9 protein-coding genes are annotated in these 19,815 nt (G+C 47.1%); 8 read left to right on the top strand and 1 reads right to left on the bottom strand.

All coding sequences use genetic code 11. The features are described from left to right. Window positions 1-18: 18 nt before the first annotated feature. On the bottom strand, window positions 19-5,040 hold the full coding sequence (locus K2P83_RS03705) for a peroxidase family protein (protein WP_292926532.1): 5,022 nt from the start codon (window positions 5,038-5,040) through the stop codon (window positions 19-21). 1,053 nt (window positions 5,041-6,093) lie between these two features. Between K2P83_RS03705 and K2P83_RS03700 the strand changes: the two genes are divergently transcribed. The 8 genes from K2P83_RS03700 to K2P83_RS03665 all read left to right on the top strand — a co-directional run bounded on the left by K2P83_RS03700 (window position 6,094) and on the right by K2P83_RS03665 (window position 19,786). Beyond that, entirely contained in the window at window positions 6,094-7,335 is a 1,242-nt protein-coding gene (locus K2P83_RS03700; RefSeq protein WP_292926531.1) for a TraB/GumN family protein, read from the top strand. 6 nt (window positions 7,336-7,341) lie between these two features. Beyond that, window positions 7,342-9,192, top strand: a complete 1,851-nt coding sequence (locus K2P83_RS03695; protein ID WP_292926530.1) for an ABC transporter ATP-binding protein — start codon at window positions 7,342-7,344, stop codon at window positions 9,190-9,192. Between the two features lie 424 nt (window positions 9,193-9,616). Continuing rightward, on the top strand, window positions 9,617-10,099 hold the full coding sequence (locus tag K2P83_RS03690; RefSeq protein ID WP_292926529.1) for a YfiR family protein: 483 nt from the start codon (window positions 9,617-9,619) through the stop codon (window positions 10,097-10,099). A gap of 188 nt (window positions 10,100-10,287) precedes the next feature. Continuing rightward, the gene (locus tag K2P83_RS03685) at window positions 10,288-12,300 is read left to right on the top strand and encodes a TonB-dependent receptor (RefSeq protein ID WP_292926528.1); all 2,013 of its coding nucleotides are present in this window, start codon (window positions 10,288-10,290) and stop codon (window positions 12,298-12,300) included. A 73-nt stretch (window positions 12,301-12,373) separates the two neighbouring features. Then, window positions 12,374-12,958, top strand: a complete 585-nt coding sequence (locus tag K2P83_RS03680; protein WP_292926527.1) for a YfiR family protein — start codon at window positions 12,374-12,376, stop codon at window positions 12,956-12,958. Window positions 12,959-12,970: 12 nt separating this feature from the next. After that, window positions 12,971-15,739: a response regulator gene (locus K2P83_RS03675; protein WP_292926526.1), complete on the top strand. Its 2,769-nt coding sequence runs from the start codon at window positions 12,971-12,973 to the stop codon at window positions 15,737-15,739. Then, window positions 15,736-17,856 carry an EAL domain-containing protein gene (locus K2P83_RS03670; protein WP_292926525.1) on the top strand — a complete coding sequence of 707 codons (2,121 nt, stop codon included), beginning with the start codon at window positions 15,736-15,738 and terminating at the stop codon, window positions 17,854-17,856. The genes K2P83_RS03675 and K2P83_RS03670 overlap by 4 nt, the downstream gene beginning before the upstream one ends. Continuing rightward, window positions 17,843-19,786 (top strand): diguanylate cyclase, encoded by a 1,944-nt coding sequence (locus tag K2P83_RS03665; RefSeq protein ID WP_292926524.1) that lies wholly within the window; start codon window positions 17,843-17,845, stop codon window positions 19,784-19,786. Before K2P83_RS03670 ends, K2P83_RS03665 begins: the two co-directional genes overlap by 14 nt. The last annotated feature ends 29 nt before the right edge of the window (window positions 19,787-19,815 follow it).

Here is a 19,815-nt window from a genome sequence, read left to right as displayed (position 1 = left end):
TCAGTATTCCTGGTCGTTTTATAAAATAATATCCGTCACGACAAGTACCGGAGCTGCCGTTAATTGGATCTCAAAGTCAGCGCCAAGGCCCGCATTCACATTGGCTTGCAATATGCCCGTCGCAGAATCGTAACGCACCTGCGCTGAGCCACTGAAAGGGCTATTGCCGATAAAGACAAAATTCTGATTGCCACCGGCACCCGTGTTAGCATCAATGGCATTCAGATTGATTTTGTCGGTTCCGCTTAAGAAATCGGTAATGGTGTCTCGAACCGCGGCAGTTGATTCGCCGGTAAGGTTGTAAGTAAACGTATCGGCGCCGTTGCCTCCCGTCAACGTATCGGCCTGGGTTCCGCCGATCAATGTATCATCCCCATCATCGCCAATCAGTGTATCCCCACCCCCCAAACCTGACAGGATGTTATTGTTACTGTTACCCGTTAGTACATTGATTTGCGAATTACCGGTGCCATTAATAGCATCCCCCCCGGTGAGGCTAAGTCTCTCCACGTTGGCAAGTAGCGTAAATGTCACCGAACTTTGCACCGTGTCGGTGCCTTGACCTGCGGCTTCGGTAATAGTATCGGTAATAGTATCTACCACATACGTGTCGTCACCCGTGCCCCCGATCAATGTATCCACACCTCCTAGACCGTTCAGCGTGTCGTTACCGCCCAGGCCAGTGAGCGTATTGTTGTTACCGTTACCTGTGATGATATTGTTGCCAGCATTACCGGTACCATTCAGTGCAGCACCCAGGAGGGTGAGATTCTCCACGTTGTTCGCCAATGTGAGTGTGATGGTACTTTCCACCTTGTCGGCGGCACCGCCACTGGCCAATTCAGTAATCGTGACCGCATTATTCACGACATAGGTATCGTTGCCGGTGCCGCCAATCAGATTATCCGCACCTCCTGCGCCATTCAGCGTGTCGTCGCCAGCAAAACCGTAAAGTGTATCGACTGCGGCTGTGCCCACTAAATTGTCGACACCGGAGGTTCCGAGAAACGCAACCCTATCCAGAAACTGCAAACGTTCGATATTACGCAGTGTATCGCTGCCATCGTCGCCCCCTGCACCGCCACCTCCGCCACCGCCACCAGGATTAGGGTTAACATGATCGACAAACACCGTGCCGTTAGGACCGCCAGCGCTACTGCCCGAAACGATATAATCGACCCAATTACCTTGATACAGGGCGACGTCACCCACACTGGCTGTGGTCTTAATTTCTCGGACGATACTGAGCTGATCCGGGGAATAGACACCATTCTGCATCGCGGTCCTCAGCACGCTGGTCATGTTTTCGTAGAATACCGGTGGATTGACCCCATTGTCGGCTTTAATCCGAATATCCAGCCAGGCATCGCCATCGAGGATATCATCGCCAGCACGTCCTTCGAAAGTATCGCTGCCACCACCGCCCAACAAAATATTACCGGCGCTGAATGCGTTAGCGCCACCCAGCAAAGCCTGTAGCCCGGTGATCTGGGCAATTCTATCGGCGGCACTGTGGCCCACTTGTCCAATGCCATTGGCTTCATCCAGTGCGTTGTTCTGCCCTGTAATGGGGTCAATCAATTCCAGCTCAAGGAAAGTCTTGTCGTCGCCACGAATGATGTCGTTGAAATTCCACCCCGATGCCGCTTCGACAAAATTATAACGATCCACAATCGGTACGAAAGGACCCGGCAAAACAAGCCTTGCCAAATCGATGTCGTTAGCACTGGTGCGGCCATCGCTAATGGTCCAATCAAACCCGCTGTCCCCATCGCTTCTGTTCTGTCCACCCAATCCGCTCATGATGTCATCACCGCCTTCACCGGTGAAATCATCAATATTATTGCCCCCGTAAAAAACATCATTGCCGCGAATGGAGTCATTCCCCAAGGGGTCGGCATTATCACCTGTAGCACCGCCGGCACCATTCTGAATCCAGTCATTACCGGCGTTCCCCAGCATGGCTAAATTGGCGTTATTGCCGAAAATGAAGTCGTTACCCGCACCCGCAAACACTTCTGAGGAATCATTACCAGTGGTCACGAAATCGCTGCCCGCGCCGGCAAGAATCAGATTGAGACCCGGACCGCCGTTGATCGTGTCATGACCGTCACCACCCTTGATGTTGTCATCGCCAAAAGAATCGCTAATGATGTCATTGCCAGCACCACCATTCAGCGAATCATTGCCAGCGCCTCCTTCCAGACGATCATTGCCGCCATCCCCCCACAGCGTATCGTCACCGTCACCGGCACGCATTCTGTCGACACCTCCGGTGCCGCCCATCACTATGTGGTCTTCACCGTTGTAACGCACCGTATGGGCACCGATTGAAGTGTCACGAATGAGCAGCGTTGTTTCATCGTAAGGCGTAGCTTGATCATCGATGATCGGACCACTCGGATTCTGAGCACTCATCTCAAAGGTATGCGTCGGTGTCGAGAAGCTGTCAAAAGGCAAATGCTTCACATCCGGCAAATTAAGCATGATCAGTTCGGAAAACGAATTCGCTTCCAGTTCGGTAAGGAAATCGAGCCCGGCTGTACGGGATAGATAGTAGAGACGATCAGCGTCTTGCAAGCTCTCCATCTGTGTTTCGAACACAAAATTAAAAGTGGAGCCTAATAATCCGCCAAACGGCGCTTGATTCTCAGCCAAACCGCCAATCCAGAAGTCGACATCGTCCAACCCGGTAATGACTTCTCCCAACGGTGTGTTCGCCCAATCGCCAGTACTGTTCATAAAATCAGCGCGGTCGGCAGATGCTCCCGGCCCGCCGTTTACCAGCAATTCTGCTGCTGCGCGCTTATCAGCCAGCGTCGTTTCGGCAAGGATACTGGGGTGTGTGCCGTAGGCAGCAACAAAATTGGTCAGCGACTCGGGATGTCTGATGTTCGCCCCAAAGTCGGCCCAGCTCTCATAAGGCTGTAATGCACTGTTTTGTCCGGTATCTTCGTAGAACATGCGGCGCGCATCATTCAATCCAGGAATGCCGGTATCACGGCCACGGACGATGTTGATCGAAGCCAGATCCAGTGGCAAGCCCACTAGATTATTGCGCAAGGCTCCCGTGACAAACTCGTCAAGCTCGTTGCCGACTTGTGCCGTCATACCGTTCACCACTGCAGCAGCAGCTTCGGTATTGTTGTTATAGGCATCAATGCCTTCACCTCGGAATGCCACCGGATTCAGAAATGCTTCAATCAAACCGATGTCATTGGCTGAGCCATCTGCATTGGTTCTGGCTACTGTTTCTGTCAGCATTGAATGACCGAAGCGATAAACCACGTGGGCAAACTCGGCCATGATGGCAGGATTGATCGAACTGTCATAGCCGATAAAGGCATCTACATTTGGCTGCACTTTGCGCACAAACTCTTCGAACACTAAGTGCTGATATTGCATTTCAGTGGCAAAGCGAGCTGCTTGGAATAAGCGTTCACCGTTCCATGAACCATCCGGCAATTTCCATTGTGTAATCAGTGCTGTATCCCCAGCGGTAATCGCATCGTCAATCATGCCTTTGACAAATTCTACAGAGCGATTGTGCTCCGCATGGAAAACCGTATGCACCGTGGTCAAGCCGATGTTTTCGTTACCCCGACCATCACCGGTAATAAAATGAGCATCCAGCAGTTCGTCGTCATATTCGCCTGAAGCCACTGGTCCAGAATTAATGATATTGTCTGCATCTGGAGTTTTCATGGCTCCATTGGAGCCCCTTGGCGCCGCGTTATGTGCTATATCATCCAAGAAGGCATGGCCAGTGCGAACGACATCAATCGGAACATCGATACCCAGTCCGCCATTCGCTGACGGATCGCCTTCGACCAGACCGCTGGCTGTCACGATTTGTGCAAAACCATTGGGGCCTGGAATAAACTTGCCATAAGTGTCGGTCGCGAGCAGCGGCAGGTTAGTCAAATCGACATCGGTCAAGTTGATACCGAGCATGCTATGCGCTTGCGCCTTGATATCCTCCCAGGTAGCCAGTCCGTCACCGGTAGCGCTGCCTTCCAGCAACTTGCCGGTTGCGACCGTTTGACCCGTTAGGCTGGTTTCATATTCACGCAGGAAGACCTGGTGCGAAGGATGCGAGGTATAGGTCTGATTCTGGTCGACAAAAGGAGTGGTTTGATTGACGTGATTGCGGTCATCATCGGAAGTGCCCATGATGTTATCTGGACCTGGGCCATTGGTCGCCCGTGTCACCGCCATGAACTGTAGATTCGGTGGCAAGTCATCGAGACCCTCATTAATAAAGGTAGCGGGATCGTCACCGAAAAAGGCTTCTGCGCCGGAACTATCATCAAGACTCTCGTCAAAACCGACTGTACCGAGATCATCACCGAAAAAGGCCTCTGCGCCGGGACTATCATCCAGGCTCTCGTCAATAAATGTCAGGGGGTCATCGCCGAGGATGCCGTCTGGCCCGGGAATCAGCGGATCATCAGCCTCCAGTGGTATGAATACCGTACCGCTCTGGCCCTTGTTCACCAGATCCAGTCCGTGGTCGAAGAACTGTCCAAACAACGTAAACCATGAGTTGTAAGGAGCAGACAGCCCCACATCGGGAGTTACATTCGGGATGAAGAAGGTGCCCTTGCCATCAACGTCAGACACTGATCCCGTGGTTGCTGCTGCAGCAGCAACTGCAGCAGGATTGTTGTCGGTCTGGTCAACGATCAGGTTACTCACTGTACGGGGTTTTGAGTCGAATACAAAACCGCTCGTCTGCAAATAGGACGTAGGATCGCCAATAGTTAGGGGACCCACATCGAATGTGGCTGGTCCGGCAGGTAGAAAATTGGGGGTCAATAAACGCGGAAAGAGCTGATCGGCTGCCCCATACAAGCTTTGTCCCGGAAATAAATTATTATATGATCCATTAACGTTCCGTAAGCCTTCCGGCAGCAAAGGACTACTAACAAGGGTCGGCAATATGTCGAATGTGCCTCCTTGCTGCGCTGCGGAATCGCCCTCGGCGATAAGAATTTGCTGAAATAGAAAATCTAGATCAGTTCTGCTGAAATTTGCCATTTTATTTTCCTCACTTAAATTATATTTCTAGAAGAGATACATCACCGTTTTAAGATATATCCATCTGAAATAAAAGTATTTATTTGCTTCCAATTTTCAATTTTTAGTTATGCACCTTCTACAGTGCATAGACTCACTACAATCAATCTATTAAATGACACTCTCTTTCACCTCTTCCGGGCTTAACGCGGAGCGCTTTATTATTCACACAGACTTTATCCTTGGGCAACGTTGTTGCCTCCTATCAATCGGATAAGATGCTACTCCGTCAGAAAATAATTACTGATACTTCTAGGGATAGGCCTATTAGCCATTGAGAAAAGAGGACAATACAATCAGTTTTAAATGAGAAGCTAATGAATCAATCAGAGAGACCCAAGGCACTTAGTCACTGGCTATTTGAAACCTAAGAAATACAAATTTATTCTCAAAGGCCCGCACACTCTAAATACCTATTTATTATTGTTCTTAATCATTCAATCCACTTTTCCTTTTTGGCAGTAACATATTATTTCTTTGACCCTTTTAAAGTAAGTGACATTTAACCTTGATTTAAAGGTCATATGTCCTAGATTTGTCCTAATTTTTATAGGAATATTCCTATTTTTACACAACCATGCCACTTACACAGTCGACTCTGAAATATCAATAATATGTTGATATTCAATCACTCTTTCTTAACTTATTCCGATTTCCATTGGATAAGTTTGATAATTTTTCAAGAACTCACTAGTCGAAGGATTAATGAACTTGAGTTTCGAAAAATAAAGCATCCAGTTCATAGAAAAAGTTACATAATCTCGGGCTGAGCGGAAAAAGTAAAAACAAAAACTTCCGTTAGAAACAATTCTTATCAACGAGATAGAAAATCCTCAAGTAATTGATTACTCAACCAGTCATTAAATATAGCTCGGCAATTTGCCTAAACACATTCATCTTTGGCAGCAGAAAGAAAATGAATTTTGCTTGAATTATCGCCAAGATAATCTCTGTTATGCAATACTTGGACTACCTTTACCCGCCAACTCCTACGACTCTTAAAAATAACAACCAATGGTTAAATTAGAAGAACAAGCTACTGAATTAGCAAGTGAGCACGCTGCACAGACTGAACCACTCAGAACTGTCCGAGTAAACAACTGCAACATCACATTGCTGGGAACCGCGCATGTTTCAAAAGCCAGTGCTGATAAAGTTCAGGAACTGATTGCCACAGGAAAGTATGATGCCGTGGCTGTTGAATTATGTCCGAGCCGTCACAAAGTTATTGTTAATCCCGATGCCATGGCTCAAATGGATTTATTCCAAGTGATCAAGAATGGCCAGGCCAGTATGGTTACTGCCAGTCTTGCGTTAGGCGCTTTTCAGCAGCGCATGGCGGAACAGTTTAATATTGAACCAGGCGCCGAAATGCGCGTGGCCATTAAAGATGCGCAAGCCGCCAAATTACCGGTTCTGCTGATAGATCGAGAAATTGGCACGACACTGAAACGAATTTATCGTAATGTTCCCTGGTGGAAGCGTTTTACTTTATTTGCCGGTCTGATAGAAAGTGTGATTAGCAAAGAAAAATTCAGTGCTGCCGAAATTGAAAAACTTAAAGAAGGCGATGTACTCGAAAGTTCTTTTGCACAGTTTGCTGAAAATGAAAAAGACTTATTCCGTCCACTGATCAGTGAGCGAGACGAATACATGTCAGCGCGCCTTATCAAAGAATGCAGTGAAAATAACTACCAGCATATCCTGGCAGTGATTGGCGCCGGACATCTGAATGGCATGGTTCAACAACTTGAGACCCAGAGCATTACCAATCCGGAGGAAAGAATTGCACAACTCGATACCATTCCGGCATCCTCTCAATGGTTTAAATTTATCCCCTGGATAATTGTTGCACTTATTCTAGCAGGCTTCGCCATCGGCTTTACCCGTAGCCCGGAAATAGGCACCGCCATGGTCGTTGACTGGATAGTGATTAACGGCGGGCTTTCCGCATTAGGCGCAGCGATTGCTTTTGCTCACCCGCTTTCTATTCTGACCGCTTTTCTGGCTGCCCCGCTAACTTCTTTAAATCCAACCATTGGCGCCGGCATGGTTGTCGCTGCCGTCGAAACCTATTTACGCAAACCGAAAGTGGGGGACTTTAATCAGCTCAGAGCAGACACGACCAGTTTGAAAGGCTGGTGGCGTAATCGGGTAACGCGAATCTTGCTGATCTTTATTCTTTCGACACTGGGTTCGGCGATTGGCACTTATGTGGCAGGATTTAGAATAATCGAACAACTCAGCAGTAGCTAAATAGATATGTTCGACTACTTCGAACGCTTGATAAACCCTTACCCTCCGGAACATCCGGTTGAGCCGCCCCAGGGGTTGTATCAATTCTGTCGCCATTATATCCGTGGCATTGAGTTTTATCTGATTTTACTGGCGCTACTAACCCCCTGCCTGGCAATCAGTGAAGCCATGTTGTATGGCGTGCTCGGACAAATGGTCGATTGGCTGGCAGAAAAAGAAACCACACATTTTCTGGAAGATGAATGGCCGACTTTACTGGCCATGTCCGTATTTGTTTTGATAGGGATTCCGCTTCTGGTGCTGCTGCATTCCTTAGTGATCCACCAGACACTCATGGGGAATTTCCCTATGCGTGTCCGGTGGTTGTCACACCGGTATTTGCTCAATCAAAGTTACGCATTCTTTCAGCACGAATTCAGTGGCCGGATTGCCACAAAAGTCATGCAAACTGCGCTATCAGTGCGTGAAACAGTCATGAAACTGCTTGATGTCATTCTTTTCGTCACCGTTTACCTCACGACAACGTTACTGCTGGTGTTCCATGCAGACCCACGCTTATGTTTGCCGTTACTGGCTTGGCTATTCCTCTACATCGGCATTCTGTCGCATATTGTCCCGCAATTAAAACGCATCTCTACCCTACAAGCCGACGCACGGTCTCTCATGACCGGGCGTATTGTCGACAGTTATTCCAACATCCTGACACTCAAGCTATTTTCTCAGAGCCAGCGGGAATCCGCTTATGCCAAAGCAGGGATGGAAGAATTCATGGCTACGGTACACCCGCAAATGCGCCTATCGACACAACTCAACGCGTGTGTTTGGATTATCAACATGCTGCTGGTATTCGTAACGGGGGGACTGGGTATTCATTTATGGTTGCAAGGTGCCATCGGCCCAGGGGCTATTGCGATTGTCATGAGCTTAGCTATCCGGCTGACCGGCATGTCACATTGGGTCATGTGGGAAGTCAACGCACTGTTTGAAAATATCGGCACGGTACAAGACGGCATCAACACACTGTCCAAACCCCAGCATGTCACCGATGTACCGGATGCGAAGGGGCTTCAAGTGCATCAGGGCGCGATTGATTTCAATCGTGTCTGTTTTTCCTATCACCCCGATCAAAACGATTCTCACCGTATCTTTAATGATCTTAATCTCCACATCGCAGCCGGCGAAAAAGTCGGCATTGTCGGTCGCTCAGGCGCAGGCAAGTCGACATTCGTAAACCTGTTACTGCGTTTCTATGATGTGCAACAAGGCAATATCACCATCGACGGACAAGCCATTCATACAGTTACTCAAGATAGCCTGCGTGCCAGCATCGCCATGGTGACACAGGATACTTCGCTATTACATCGCTCGGTGCGTGACAATATTCTGTTTGGCAAACCCGATGCCGACGATGCACAAATGATCGCAGTGGCCAAACAGGCCCAAGCGCATGAATTTATCCAGACACTCAGGGATATCAAAGGCCGGACCGGCTATGATGCCCACGTGGGCGAACGCGGCGTCACGCTTTCCGGCGGGCAGCGGCAACGCATCGCCATTGCCCGTGTGCTATTAAAGAATGCGCCCATTCTGGTATTGGATGAAGCGACATCGGCACTGGATTCCGAGGTGGAAGCCAGCATTCAACAAAGCCTGTATCAACTGATGGAAGGCAAAACGGTCATCGCCATCGCGCATCGCCTATCCACCATCGCGGCAATGGACCGGCTCATCGTATTTGACAAAGGTCATATCGTAGAACAAGGCAGCCACGCCAAACTCATCGCCAGTAATCAGCTCTACGCACAATTATGGAATCATCAGTCGGGCGGATTTCTAGGACTATTAGAGAATGAATAAACTTAATACTGAAACGGTCAGAGCTTCATAGCTTGTACCGCTATTACAGTTACCATTCCAATCTTGAATTGAGGCAAGAATTGTTTGTTGATTCTTAGCTAGTGCCAGCCCGAGAACCTCATTTATTGCTAGCAGCCCGTAGCCCTTCTCCCCGCCCCCTTTATACAACACAAGACATCCAGCCCCCCCTCTCGAGCACTTAGACTATTAACGCCCCGGGCATTTTTAGTACATTTGTCTTATTAGTTTAATGACACCTCTCTCTATTGAATCGAAAACATTTGATGCATGATGCGCCCTGCTCAAGTTATTTAATTTTCGCGCTATGACGACAACACCAAAATTATTCGCTCATCAATTTTGCAAGGTATCTTAGTCTAAAATGTCCTTCGCAAAATTATACCTGCTGCTCTTTTGTGTAATCTTGAGTTATTCGTCGCACGCACGCGCGGATGAACTGGATGAACACACGCTAAAAGCAGCCTACCTATATAACTTTGCAGTTTATACGACATGGCCCGACACGGACGCCAGTACTTTTAACCTATGCATCTATGGAAATGATCCGTTCGGCAAGAATCTCGATTCATTGATGCAAAAAAAGCGAGTCAATGATCGCACCATCACCATTCATCGAACGAACAATATTGATCGTCTCGATTTATGCCAGCTAGTTTTTATCTCCCACTCATCAATTGACAACTTAAAGGCCGTCATCATCACCCTGCAAGATAAACCTGTACTCATCGTAGCGGACAGTCCGGGCACCATCCAGCAAGGCGTTGCCCTGAATATGGAAATCAAAGATGAAAAAATCACATTTGATGCCAATTTGAAAGTAGCCAGAAAGGCCGGTCTGAATTTGAGCTCCCAGCTATTGCGCTTCGCCACTTCGGTGCTTCAGTAATACAGTAAAGCTGAAATCCGCACACTGTTTTGTAGTAAAAATCTCACATTTTAAAATCCTCTTCACTGAAAAAAAAAATTACTATCTCTAATTTGATAAATTAAGGGTAATAAAAATCTTACTTCTCGGCTTTAATCGGTGATTGGGTATGTTTAAATCTTGAAACTAAAAAATCAACCCAACTCATTGTGCCCATTCCCAGAAAACTTGTTCTCCCGATCGTCAACGCTCCCATAAAGCAAAGCTTGCTGCTCGGTTTGCTTTTGCTGCAAGTATTTCCGGTCTGTGCGGCAAAGAATTTGGAGCAGATGAGCTTAGAGGAATTGATGAATGTCAGCATTGTCGGCGCTTCCAAATATGAACAAAAACAGAACCAAGTTGCCGCAGCAGTCAGCGTCATCACCAGACAGGATATCAGAACCTATGGCTGGCGCACGCTGAATCAAGCTCTCGCCAGCCTTCCGGGAATTCATACCACGTATGATTATCAATATGAAAATTTGGGTGTACGGGGATTTGGCCTGCCCGGAGATTTCAATTCACGCGTTCTGATTACGATCAATGGCAATCGCATTAACGACGCCACTTATGACCAAGGACCTACCGGGCGTGATTTTCCACTCGATATTGATTTGATTGAGCGAATTGAGTTTATCCCCGGACCAGGCGGTGCCGTCTATGGTCAAAATGCCATGTTGGGCGTTGTCAACATCATTACGCGCAGTGGCGCAAGTGTCAATGGTGCCGAGCTATCGACCTCGTACCAGACAGCGGAATCCATGCCGCAAGAACGTGCCACCTTCGGTAAAAAATTCAGTAACGGCACTGATGCGTTACTTTCCTTTTCGGGACTTCAATCCCGCGGAACAGATCGTTTTTTTGACTATGGCGATTCCGGTATTTCAGGGGTGGCACGCCGCTTGGATGGCGAAAATGTTAAACAATTATTTGCGCAAGCCTCGCATGGCCCACTCGCATTTGACTTCATTTATGGTGATCGACGCAAAGATGATCCTACCGGTATGTTCTTTTCTGATCCACTGGTGGCCGGTCAATTTCAACGAGATCGTCGTCTCAACACACAAATCCAGTATAACGACAATTTCGCCAATAACACCCTCAACGTATTGGGCCGGTTGTTTCTTGGTCAATATCGCTATGATAATCCTTTAATCTATGGTGGTGAGAAAACGCTATCTACCGGACCCAGTGACTGGCATGGTGCTGAATTGCGCCTTCTTTCTACTGCCTTGTCCAATCATAAACTGATGGCAGGTGTTGAGTATCAAAATAATACGTCGATCAAACAGTCCTTTCAGAATTTCGACCACCCTGAAGATAATATCGCGATCAAAAGTTCTGTTGTACGCGTTGGTGCGTACGTTCAAGACGAATGGCGTATTACCGACACCTTGTCCGCAACCGTAGGGCTGCGTTATGACTACAGCGCCTGGATTGGTAGTCTTGGCAATCGATTGAGCCCGCGCGGCGCGCTGATTTGGCAAGCCACCCCAAAAACAACATTCAAAGCACTCTATGGCCGCGCCCACCGGTCACCGAATGCGTATGAACGAGACTACACCGATGGCATTTCCCAAGTTTCCAATCCAGGATTACGCAGCGAGATGGTTGATACCGCTGAACTCGTGGCAGATTATCTTCCGCTGCCGAATATGAATTTACGCGCCACCGTCTACGCATGGGATATGCACAACGTCATCGCACTCGGAATCGATCCGGTCAGCGGATTGTCGCAATATCAACAGACATCCCAAAAAGTACTGGCCAGAGGCACAGAATTATCGTTAGATAAAACTTGGGATTGGGGCGCACGATTACGCAGTAGTTTTGGTATTCAGAATGCTGAGCAACAAGACTCGCACCTCACCAATTCACCCTACCATCTGGGCAAGTTGAATATTTCCATCCCCATACCTCTGATCACCGGCTTGCGCGCCGGCTATGAATTGCAATATTACGGCAAACGAAAAACACTCGACGGTACGCATACCGATAATTATGTTCTTTCCAATCTCAATTTAGTGACCAATGTTCCACAGGCAAAAGGATTGGAGGCATCGCTGAGCCTCTACAACTTGTTTAATGAGAACTACCAACACCCGGCTGCAGATACCAACTGGCAGAACTTTTTCTGGCAGCCTGGCCGGACCGTTCGGCTCCGAATGGATTATCGCTTCTAAGTGCCTTCTGATATGACATTCTTGTATAAAAAAACAGCCGCGGCGAAACGAACTGATAACCAGATTCTAGGATATGCTTAATTGGATGCTGGAAAAGCAAGAAGAAACAGTTTTCTATGGCAGTCGCCGTATCAGGAAGCGATCATTCATCCGTTATTTTCCAATTCTGTCGCTGTGCTGGTTCTTGTTCCTGGGTTACTCGCCATTGACCCAAGCCGAGCAACCATCAGAATACCGATTAAAAGTGGCTTTCCTTTATAATTTTTCCGCTTACACGGAATGGCCCAGCTTGCCGGATCAGGTTTTGAATTTCTGCATCTATGGTGAAGATCCATTTGGCGAAAATTTACAGCATTTACAGCATAAGAAAGCCCATGAACATGAAATAGTAGTCCGGCATACAAGAAATTCTGAAGATCTTCCTAGTTGCCAGATTGTTTTTATCACCCGTTCAAGCATCGACAATCTCAGTGACGTCATTAAACAATTGGATGGGATGCCGATATTAACCATAGCCGACACCCCGGGCGCTAGTCAGCAAGGCGTTATACTCAACATGACTATGAAAGAGGGGAAAGTCACATTCGAGGCGAATGTGACTATTGCAAAAAAAAAACCGCTTAAAACTCAGCTCTCAACTACTCCGTTTCGCCACTGAGGTATATCAATAATGAAAAGTTCATCACCGGCTGCTGTGACATTACGTTCTAAATTGCAACGAATCAACTTTGCCACGCAGGGCACGGCGATGCTGCTGGTCGCAATACTCGTTATTCTAAGCAGCTTCCTCATCAGCTTTCTATCTATCGTTCAAACCAGTCAGTCAACGGCAAAATTATTGGCAGAGAATGCAGTCGCGACATTGATGTTCCAGGATACGAACACGGCACAAACGCTATTACATTCGCTCAGCAATACACGGGAAATCCAAGCTGCGGCGATTTATACCGCAGAGAAAGTAAAATTCGTTCAATATTCTGTTGAAAACATACTGCTTCCGGAAACTTTAGCTTCCCTGAAAGAAGACATGCGAACAAATATTCATTTTCTAACCCTCACGGAACCGATTCACTTCAATGAACAGCCTCTGGGCAGTCTCTACTTGGAAATATCCTTGTATCCCCTTTACTGGCAAATACTTTGGCACGTTGTCATCACAATCACTGCGGCGATTATCGCATTATTGGTTGCCAACCTTATGTTGCAACGGCTTAACCGGTCGGTACTCGATCCGCTCAACAATCTTGCCACCGTTATGGAACATGTCACAAGCAGGGCAGATTACACAACTCGAACCGAACCCAGTGCGATTGTTGAATTGAATACGTTATCGAAGGGATTCAATAACATGCTGGAAATGATTCAAGAACGTGATGAAAAGCTGGCTAATCACCTTGATCACCTTGAAGATGAAGTCGAAAAAAGAACATCAGAGCTGGTGCTTGCCAAAGAATCCGCAGAGGCGGCAAGTAAAGCCAAAAGTGAATTTTTGGCCACGATGAGTCATGAGATTCGCACACCGATGAATGGCATTCTGGGGATGACCGAGTTACTATTAGACACACAATTAGATAAAGATCAGTACCGTTTTGCAGAGACCGTTCAAAGCTCAGGTCAGCACCTCCTCGGTATCATCAATGACATTCTGGATTTCTCCAAGATTGAATCCGATCACATGGAACTGGAGACCATCGACTTCGATCTGGTCAAGCTGATAGAAGATACACTGGTCATGTTTGCACAACCCGCTGATAAGAAGGGTCTGGAATTGATCGCGCAGTTTACGCCGCCCAACACGGCCTTCATGCTACGCGGTGATTCATTCCGAATACGTCAGATCATCGCAAATCTGGTCAATAATGCCATTAAATTCACCGATCAAGGAGAAATTGTCATTCGCACAATACTGCTTGATGAAACTGGAACCCTGACTAATGTCTCCCTATGCGTTGAAGATACGGGCATCGGAATTCCTTCGGCATACCATGAAAAGATTTTTCAGAATTTTTCTCAAGCGGATGGTTCCACAACCCGTCAATATGGAGGCACCGGCCTTGGTCTGACTATCTGTAAGAAATTACTGGAATTGATGGGAGGAAGCATTCAGGTAGAAATCTCTCCGGGTCATGGCTCCAAGTTCTGGATTACTCTGCGACTGGAGAAATCCAAATTGCAACGCAACGATTTTTCCAATATGACTAAATTGCACGGTATCCGGGTTCTAGTTGTGGATGATAATCAGACTAACCGGGAGATTCTTAAACTACAATTGCAGAATTGGCAAATAGATGCAATGTGTGTAGAAGATGGGCAACAGGCTTTAGCACACATGAATCAGTCTGTTGCCGAGAATAAATTATTTCAATTGGTCATTTTGGACATGCACATGCCAAAAATGGATGGATTGCAGCTAGCAAGCAGAATTCATGCGCACCCGGATTTCAGAAAAACTCGCATGATGATGCTGACTTCAACCTATAGTAACGCGAGTCAGCTAGAAAGACAGAATACCGGTATCTTACGTTGTGTAAACAAGCCCGTCCGCCAGAAGGAACTACTGGATATTATCATTGATGTCATGGGACGCGATCTGGATAAAGAGGCCATAAATTCTCATTTAGTGGAGCAAGTTGCAGTCAGCGCGCCCACACAAAATTTTCACGGCAAAGTTTTGCTGGCTGAAGACAATCCGGTCAATCAGGAAGTAGCCAAGGCGATGTTGGCAAAGCTCGGCTTGGATACAGTCGTTGCGCATGACGGCAAACAGGCTCTGGATTTGATCCAAAACAACCAATATGATCTCGTTCTGATGGACTGCCAAATGCCTAACATGGATGGTTTCGAAGCAACCGCACGCATCCGGCAGCAGTTTGGCGCGACGCACACCATTATTGCACTGACCGCCAATGCCACAGAAGACGATCGCAAACGCTGCATAGAGGGCGGAATGAATGATTTTCTTTCAAAACCTTATACAATCGATCAGTTACGACAAAAAATCCATCCTTGGCTCAGCAAAGGAAAAAATAATGCAGTAAATGCCGCACAATCCCAACTTGTTGAACCAGAACCAGAAACTCTCGCAAAGCCTGCACTCAATCCAATATGGCTTGAGCAAATTCGCGAGCTTGACACAACCGGAGGAAATGTTTTGCTGCACAAGATCCTGCAAGCTTTTCTCGAATCTGCGCCCAATAACATGCTCCAGATTGAACAAGCTATCATAAATGGGGATGCTGACAGTCTGCGTCAGTCAGCACATGCATTGAAATCCAGTTCGGGTAATATCGGAGCTGAGAACCTATCTGCGCTACTCAAGCAATTGGAAGCGGATGGACGAACAAAGGAATTGACACACGCGGAAACACTACAAGAAAGCTTGCGGCAGCACTATCAACAAGCCCTAACCGAAATCAACCAAATACTCAATCCATCGTGACCACTGAACCTTTTAAAATCTTACTGGCTGATGATGATGCCACGGTCAGATTGCTTATGCAGGCAGCGTTAGAAAAGGCCGGCTTCATAGTTACGCTGGCCTGCAATGGAGAAGAAGCCATTCGCCTGTTTGAAGCATCGCCAACGGATATGGTCATGCTGGATGTTGAAATGCCCGGCATGAATGGTCATGAAGTTTGTTCGTACCTGCGCGCAAGAATAGGCAACGAGCTGCCCATTATCATGGTAACCGGAATGGATGACCTGCAATCCATTAATTATGCGTTTGAAGTCGGCGCAACAGATTTTATCGCCAAACCGATCAACTGGAATTTGATCAATTATCGCATTCTGTATCTAAAACGTGCCTACCTGAATCTGCTTGCACTTCAAATTGCCAACGCACGAAGCACAGCAATCTTTAGCGCAATCCCAGACGCGATGTTCATTTTGAATAATGACGGCAAAGTCGTCGATATGTGCAGCAACTCGGATGACACCCTTTGTCTAATCACCGGATCGAAGCATGCATTGAATCAAAGCTTGCCCGAAGATATTGTCAATTTGTATCTGGAGGCAGCGGGTCGAGCCCGCCGATATGGAACAGTCGAGCTCTTCGAGTATCCTTTCAAACTGAATGATGGTAACACCCGGTACTATGAAAACCGTATTGTGGTTATTGATCCTCTAGAAACACTTTGCTTGGTTCGTGATATTACAGAACGCAAGGATTCTGAGAACAAGATATTTCACCTCGCTTATTTTGATAACCTGACCGGATTACCCAACCGTCAATCCTTTATGGAGCGTTTAGAGGGAGAAATTAAACGCGCTAAGTATACCAGTAGCAAACTGGCGGTACTTTTTCTGGATTTGGATGGATTCAAAAGTATCAATGACACGATGGGGCATAATACCGGGGATGTTATTCTGCAATCGACCGCGGATCGGCTGCAAAGCAGCACGCGCCCATCTGATTTCGTATCCCGGAGCAACGCGGACCATCCAGAGATCAAACTCGCCCGCCTCGGGGGCGATGAATTTACTGTCGTCATTCCCAATCTCCATCGCGCGGAAGATGCCTTAATTCTGGCACATCGAATTCGTGAAACCATGCGCCGCCCTTTTCATCTTGAAAGTCGCGATGTCGTCCTGACTACGAGTATCGGCATTGCCTTTTATCCAAATGATGGCGAAGACGCGGAAACACTACTGAAGCATGCGGATACAGCGATGTATCATGCAAAAAATGAAGGCCGGGATAACTGTCAATTCTACAATCTCGAGCTAACACTTCACGCCGAAAAACGCATGCATTTGGAGAATAATTTACGTAACGCATTGCAGCAAAATGAATTTCATCTTGTATACCAGCCACAACTGGATGTTGCAAGCGGGTGTATCCAATCGGTAGAAGCACTGATCCGCTGGCAGCATCCGCAAAAAGGGCTCATTTCGCCTCTCGATTTTATTCCAGTAGCTGAGGAAAACGGCCTTATCATTCCAATCGGCGCGTGGGTGTTGCGGACAGCTTGTACTGAAGCTGCTCAGTGGCATAAGAATGGGCAATATTTACAAGTAGCGGTAAACCTTTCCCCTCTGCAGATAAATAACCCGGAGCTGGTCAACACAGTCCTCAATATTTTGGCTGAGACAGGCTTTCCGCCAAACAAACTTGTTCTGGAAATCACCGAAGGTGCTTTAATGGAGCACAATATTGATACCTTGACCCGACTCCATACGTTACGCGACCACGGTATCGAAATTGCTCTGGATGATTTTGGTACGGGTTACTCTTCGATGAATTATTTAAAACGCCTGCCGATTAATGACATCAAAGTGGACCAAAGCTTTATACGCGGTCTACTGAATGATAAAAACAGTCTTGCGATCGTCAAGGCAATTATCTCCTTATCCCAAAATCTTGGCTTTTCTGTAACTGCCGAAGGGATTGAAACACTCGACCAGGCTCAAATTCTGAAATATTTCGGCTGTGATACCCTGCAAGGCTATTACTTCAGTCAGCCTATCGCCATGAAAGAAATTTTTTCTCTCGCGGATAAACAGTGGACAATCCAAGCCGTCAACCCCAATGGAATCGATGATGAAAATTGCTGATATTGATCAATTAAAAATCGGCACATTATTACCCAGTCCCAAGGGGGTAGCACTTGCGCTACTGGAAGCTTGCCAGCGGGAAGATGTCACCATCAATGAAATTACCAAACTCATTCAAACCGACCCCGCACTTTCTGGCCGTTTGATTCAGCGGGCCAATGCGACGAATCAGCGCAGCCGCGCTATTTCTTCTGTATTTGAGGCAGTGCCTCATGTTGGTTTAACGGTAGTCAAACAGCTGGCAATGGGCTTCTCATTGATTGATCAATATCAAAAAGGCACTTGCAAAGGATTTGATTATCAAGAATTCTGGTCACATTCGCTACTCATGGCGATTGCCATGCAAGAGTTGGGTAAAACAACTCGCGTGTCTGCACCCGATGAATTATTCGCGTGTGGTTTGATGATGCGTATCGGTTGTTTGGCGTTAGCCACAATTTATCCGGATAAATACACGGAACTCATCGCAAAACAATCGCCCGGCATCACTCTGAATGAATTGGAACAACAATATTTGCAGACTGACCATAATGAATTAACTGCGGCGATGCTGATCAACTTTGGTGTTCCCAGAATCTTTGTAGAACCAATCTACTATCATGAAACACCGACTGAATCAGGTTTTTCCGAAGGCTCTCGCCCGTATCAAATTGTGCATCTGCTGTACTTGGCTAAACAGATAGCCGATTTTGGATTAGCCGAAGAATCTGAACGTAACCAACGTATCTCCGAACTGATACTGTTTGGCGGGAGAATCGGGTTAGACACTGAAACATTTGGCGCCTTTATAGACCAAATCATGCAGGCATGGCACGCATGGGGGAAAATACTCAAGCTGCCTGGTGTGGAACTCCTTCCCCCATTCGATAAGATGATGAATGCGACTGCGCCACGCACGGAAAATGCGACCGATGCTGCTTCGCTGCGTATCCTTTTGGTAGAAGACGATCCAACCAGCCTCATTCTTGCCAAAGAGCTGTTATCTAAAGTACTTGGCCATACTGTCTTTACTGCCAGCGACGGTCAGCAAGCTCTAGCGCTCGCGATGGACATCTTGCCGCATATTGTCGTAACGGACTGGATGATGCCGGTAATGAATGGCCTTGAATTAACCAGATCGTTACGTGCAACAGAGTGGGGGCAAAATTTATATATCATTATGCTGACTGGCATAGAAGATGAAGAGGAAGTCATTAAGGCATTTGACGCGGGTGTAGATGATTATGTAACAAAACCCATTAATATTCGTGCCTTTCGAGCCAGATTGCGAGCAGCCTGGCACTATCGAAAGTTACAGGATTCATGGGATCATGATCGCGAACAGCTCAAGCGCTTTGCCGCTGAATTAGCCGTCACAAATCGGAGACTGGAGTATTTTGCTCTGACCGATATGCTGACTGAATTGCCCAATCGGCGCTCCGGCATGGAAACACTGGCTGAAGTATGGAGCGTTGCGAACCGGTCCAACCAATCAATGGCTGTTATGCTCCTCGATATTGATCATTTCAAAGTGGTTAACGATACCCATGGCCATGCCATTGGCGACAAGGTGCTAAAACAAGTGGCCGCATCGATTCGAAAAATTGCCCGCAAAGGCGATACTTTCTGCCGTATGGGCGGAGAAGAGTTTTTGGTCGTCTGCCAGCCGGGCAACATCGAATTAAAGTCCCTTGTTCAATTTGCAGAAAGACTCCGTCAGCATATCAATACACAACAGATTGTGATTGATGAACTGCACATAAAAATCTCGATTAGTATCGGTATTGCCTTAAAAGAAGCCGGCATGCAAAGCGAAGACCAACTCGTCAATGCTGCTGACAAGGCGCTCTACGCCGCTAAAAATGCGGGTAGAAATAGAGTTTTCCTGGCGATAAATAATAAGCTTATAGCTACGCCCACAGCACCTATTAATCCCGCAGACAAGATTTAGTCAACTCCCTCTTATTTTCTGAAAAAGAA

The sequence above is a fragment of the Nitrosomonas sp. genome (assembly GCF_019752415.1).
GTDB lineage: Bacteria > Pseudomonadota > Gammaproteobacteria > Burkholderiales > Nitrosomonadaceae > Nitrosomonas.
The sequence above is the reverse complement of the archived record's forward strand: the minus strand, read 5'-3'. Positions and strand labels throughout refer to the sequence as shown.

Excerpts from the sequence above, each read along its gene's own strand:
- K2P83_RS03705 (WP_292926532.1), bottom strand. The coding sequence starts at position 5,040 with ATGGCAAATTTCAGCAGAACTGATCTAGATTTTCTATTTCAGCAAATT.
- K2P83_RS03700 (WP_292926531.1), top strand. The coding sequence starts at position 6,094 with ATGGTTAAATTAGAAGAACAAGCTACTGAATTAGCAAGTGAGCACGCT.
- K2P83_RS03695 (WP_292926530.1), top strand. The coding sequence starts at position 7,342 with ATGTTCGACTACTTCGAACGCTTGATAAACCCTTACCCTCCGGAACAT.
- K2P83_RS03680 (WP_292926527.1), top strand. The coding sequence starts at position 12,374 with ATGCTTAATTGGATGCTGGAAAAGCAAGAAGAAACAGTTTTCTATGGC.
- K2P83_RS03675 (WP_292926526.1), top strand. The coding sequence starts at position 12,971 with ATGAAAAGTTCATCACCGGCTGCTGTGACATTACGTTCTAAATTGCAA.
- K2P83_RS03665 (WP_292926524.1), top strand. The coding sequence starts at position 17,843 with ATGAAAATTGCTGATATTGATCAATTAAAAATCGGCACATTATTACCC.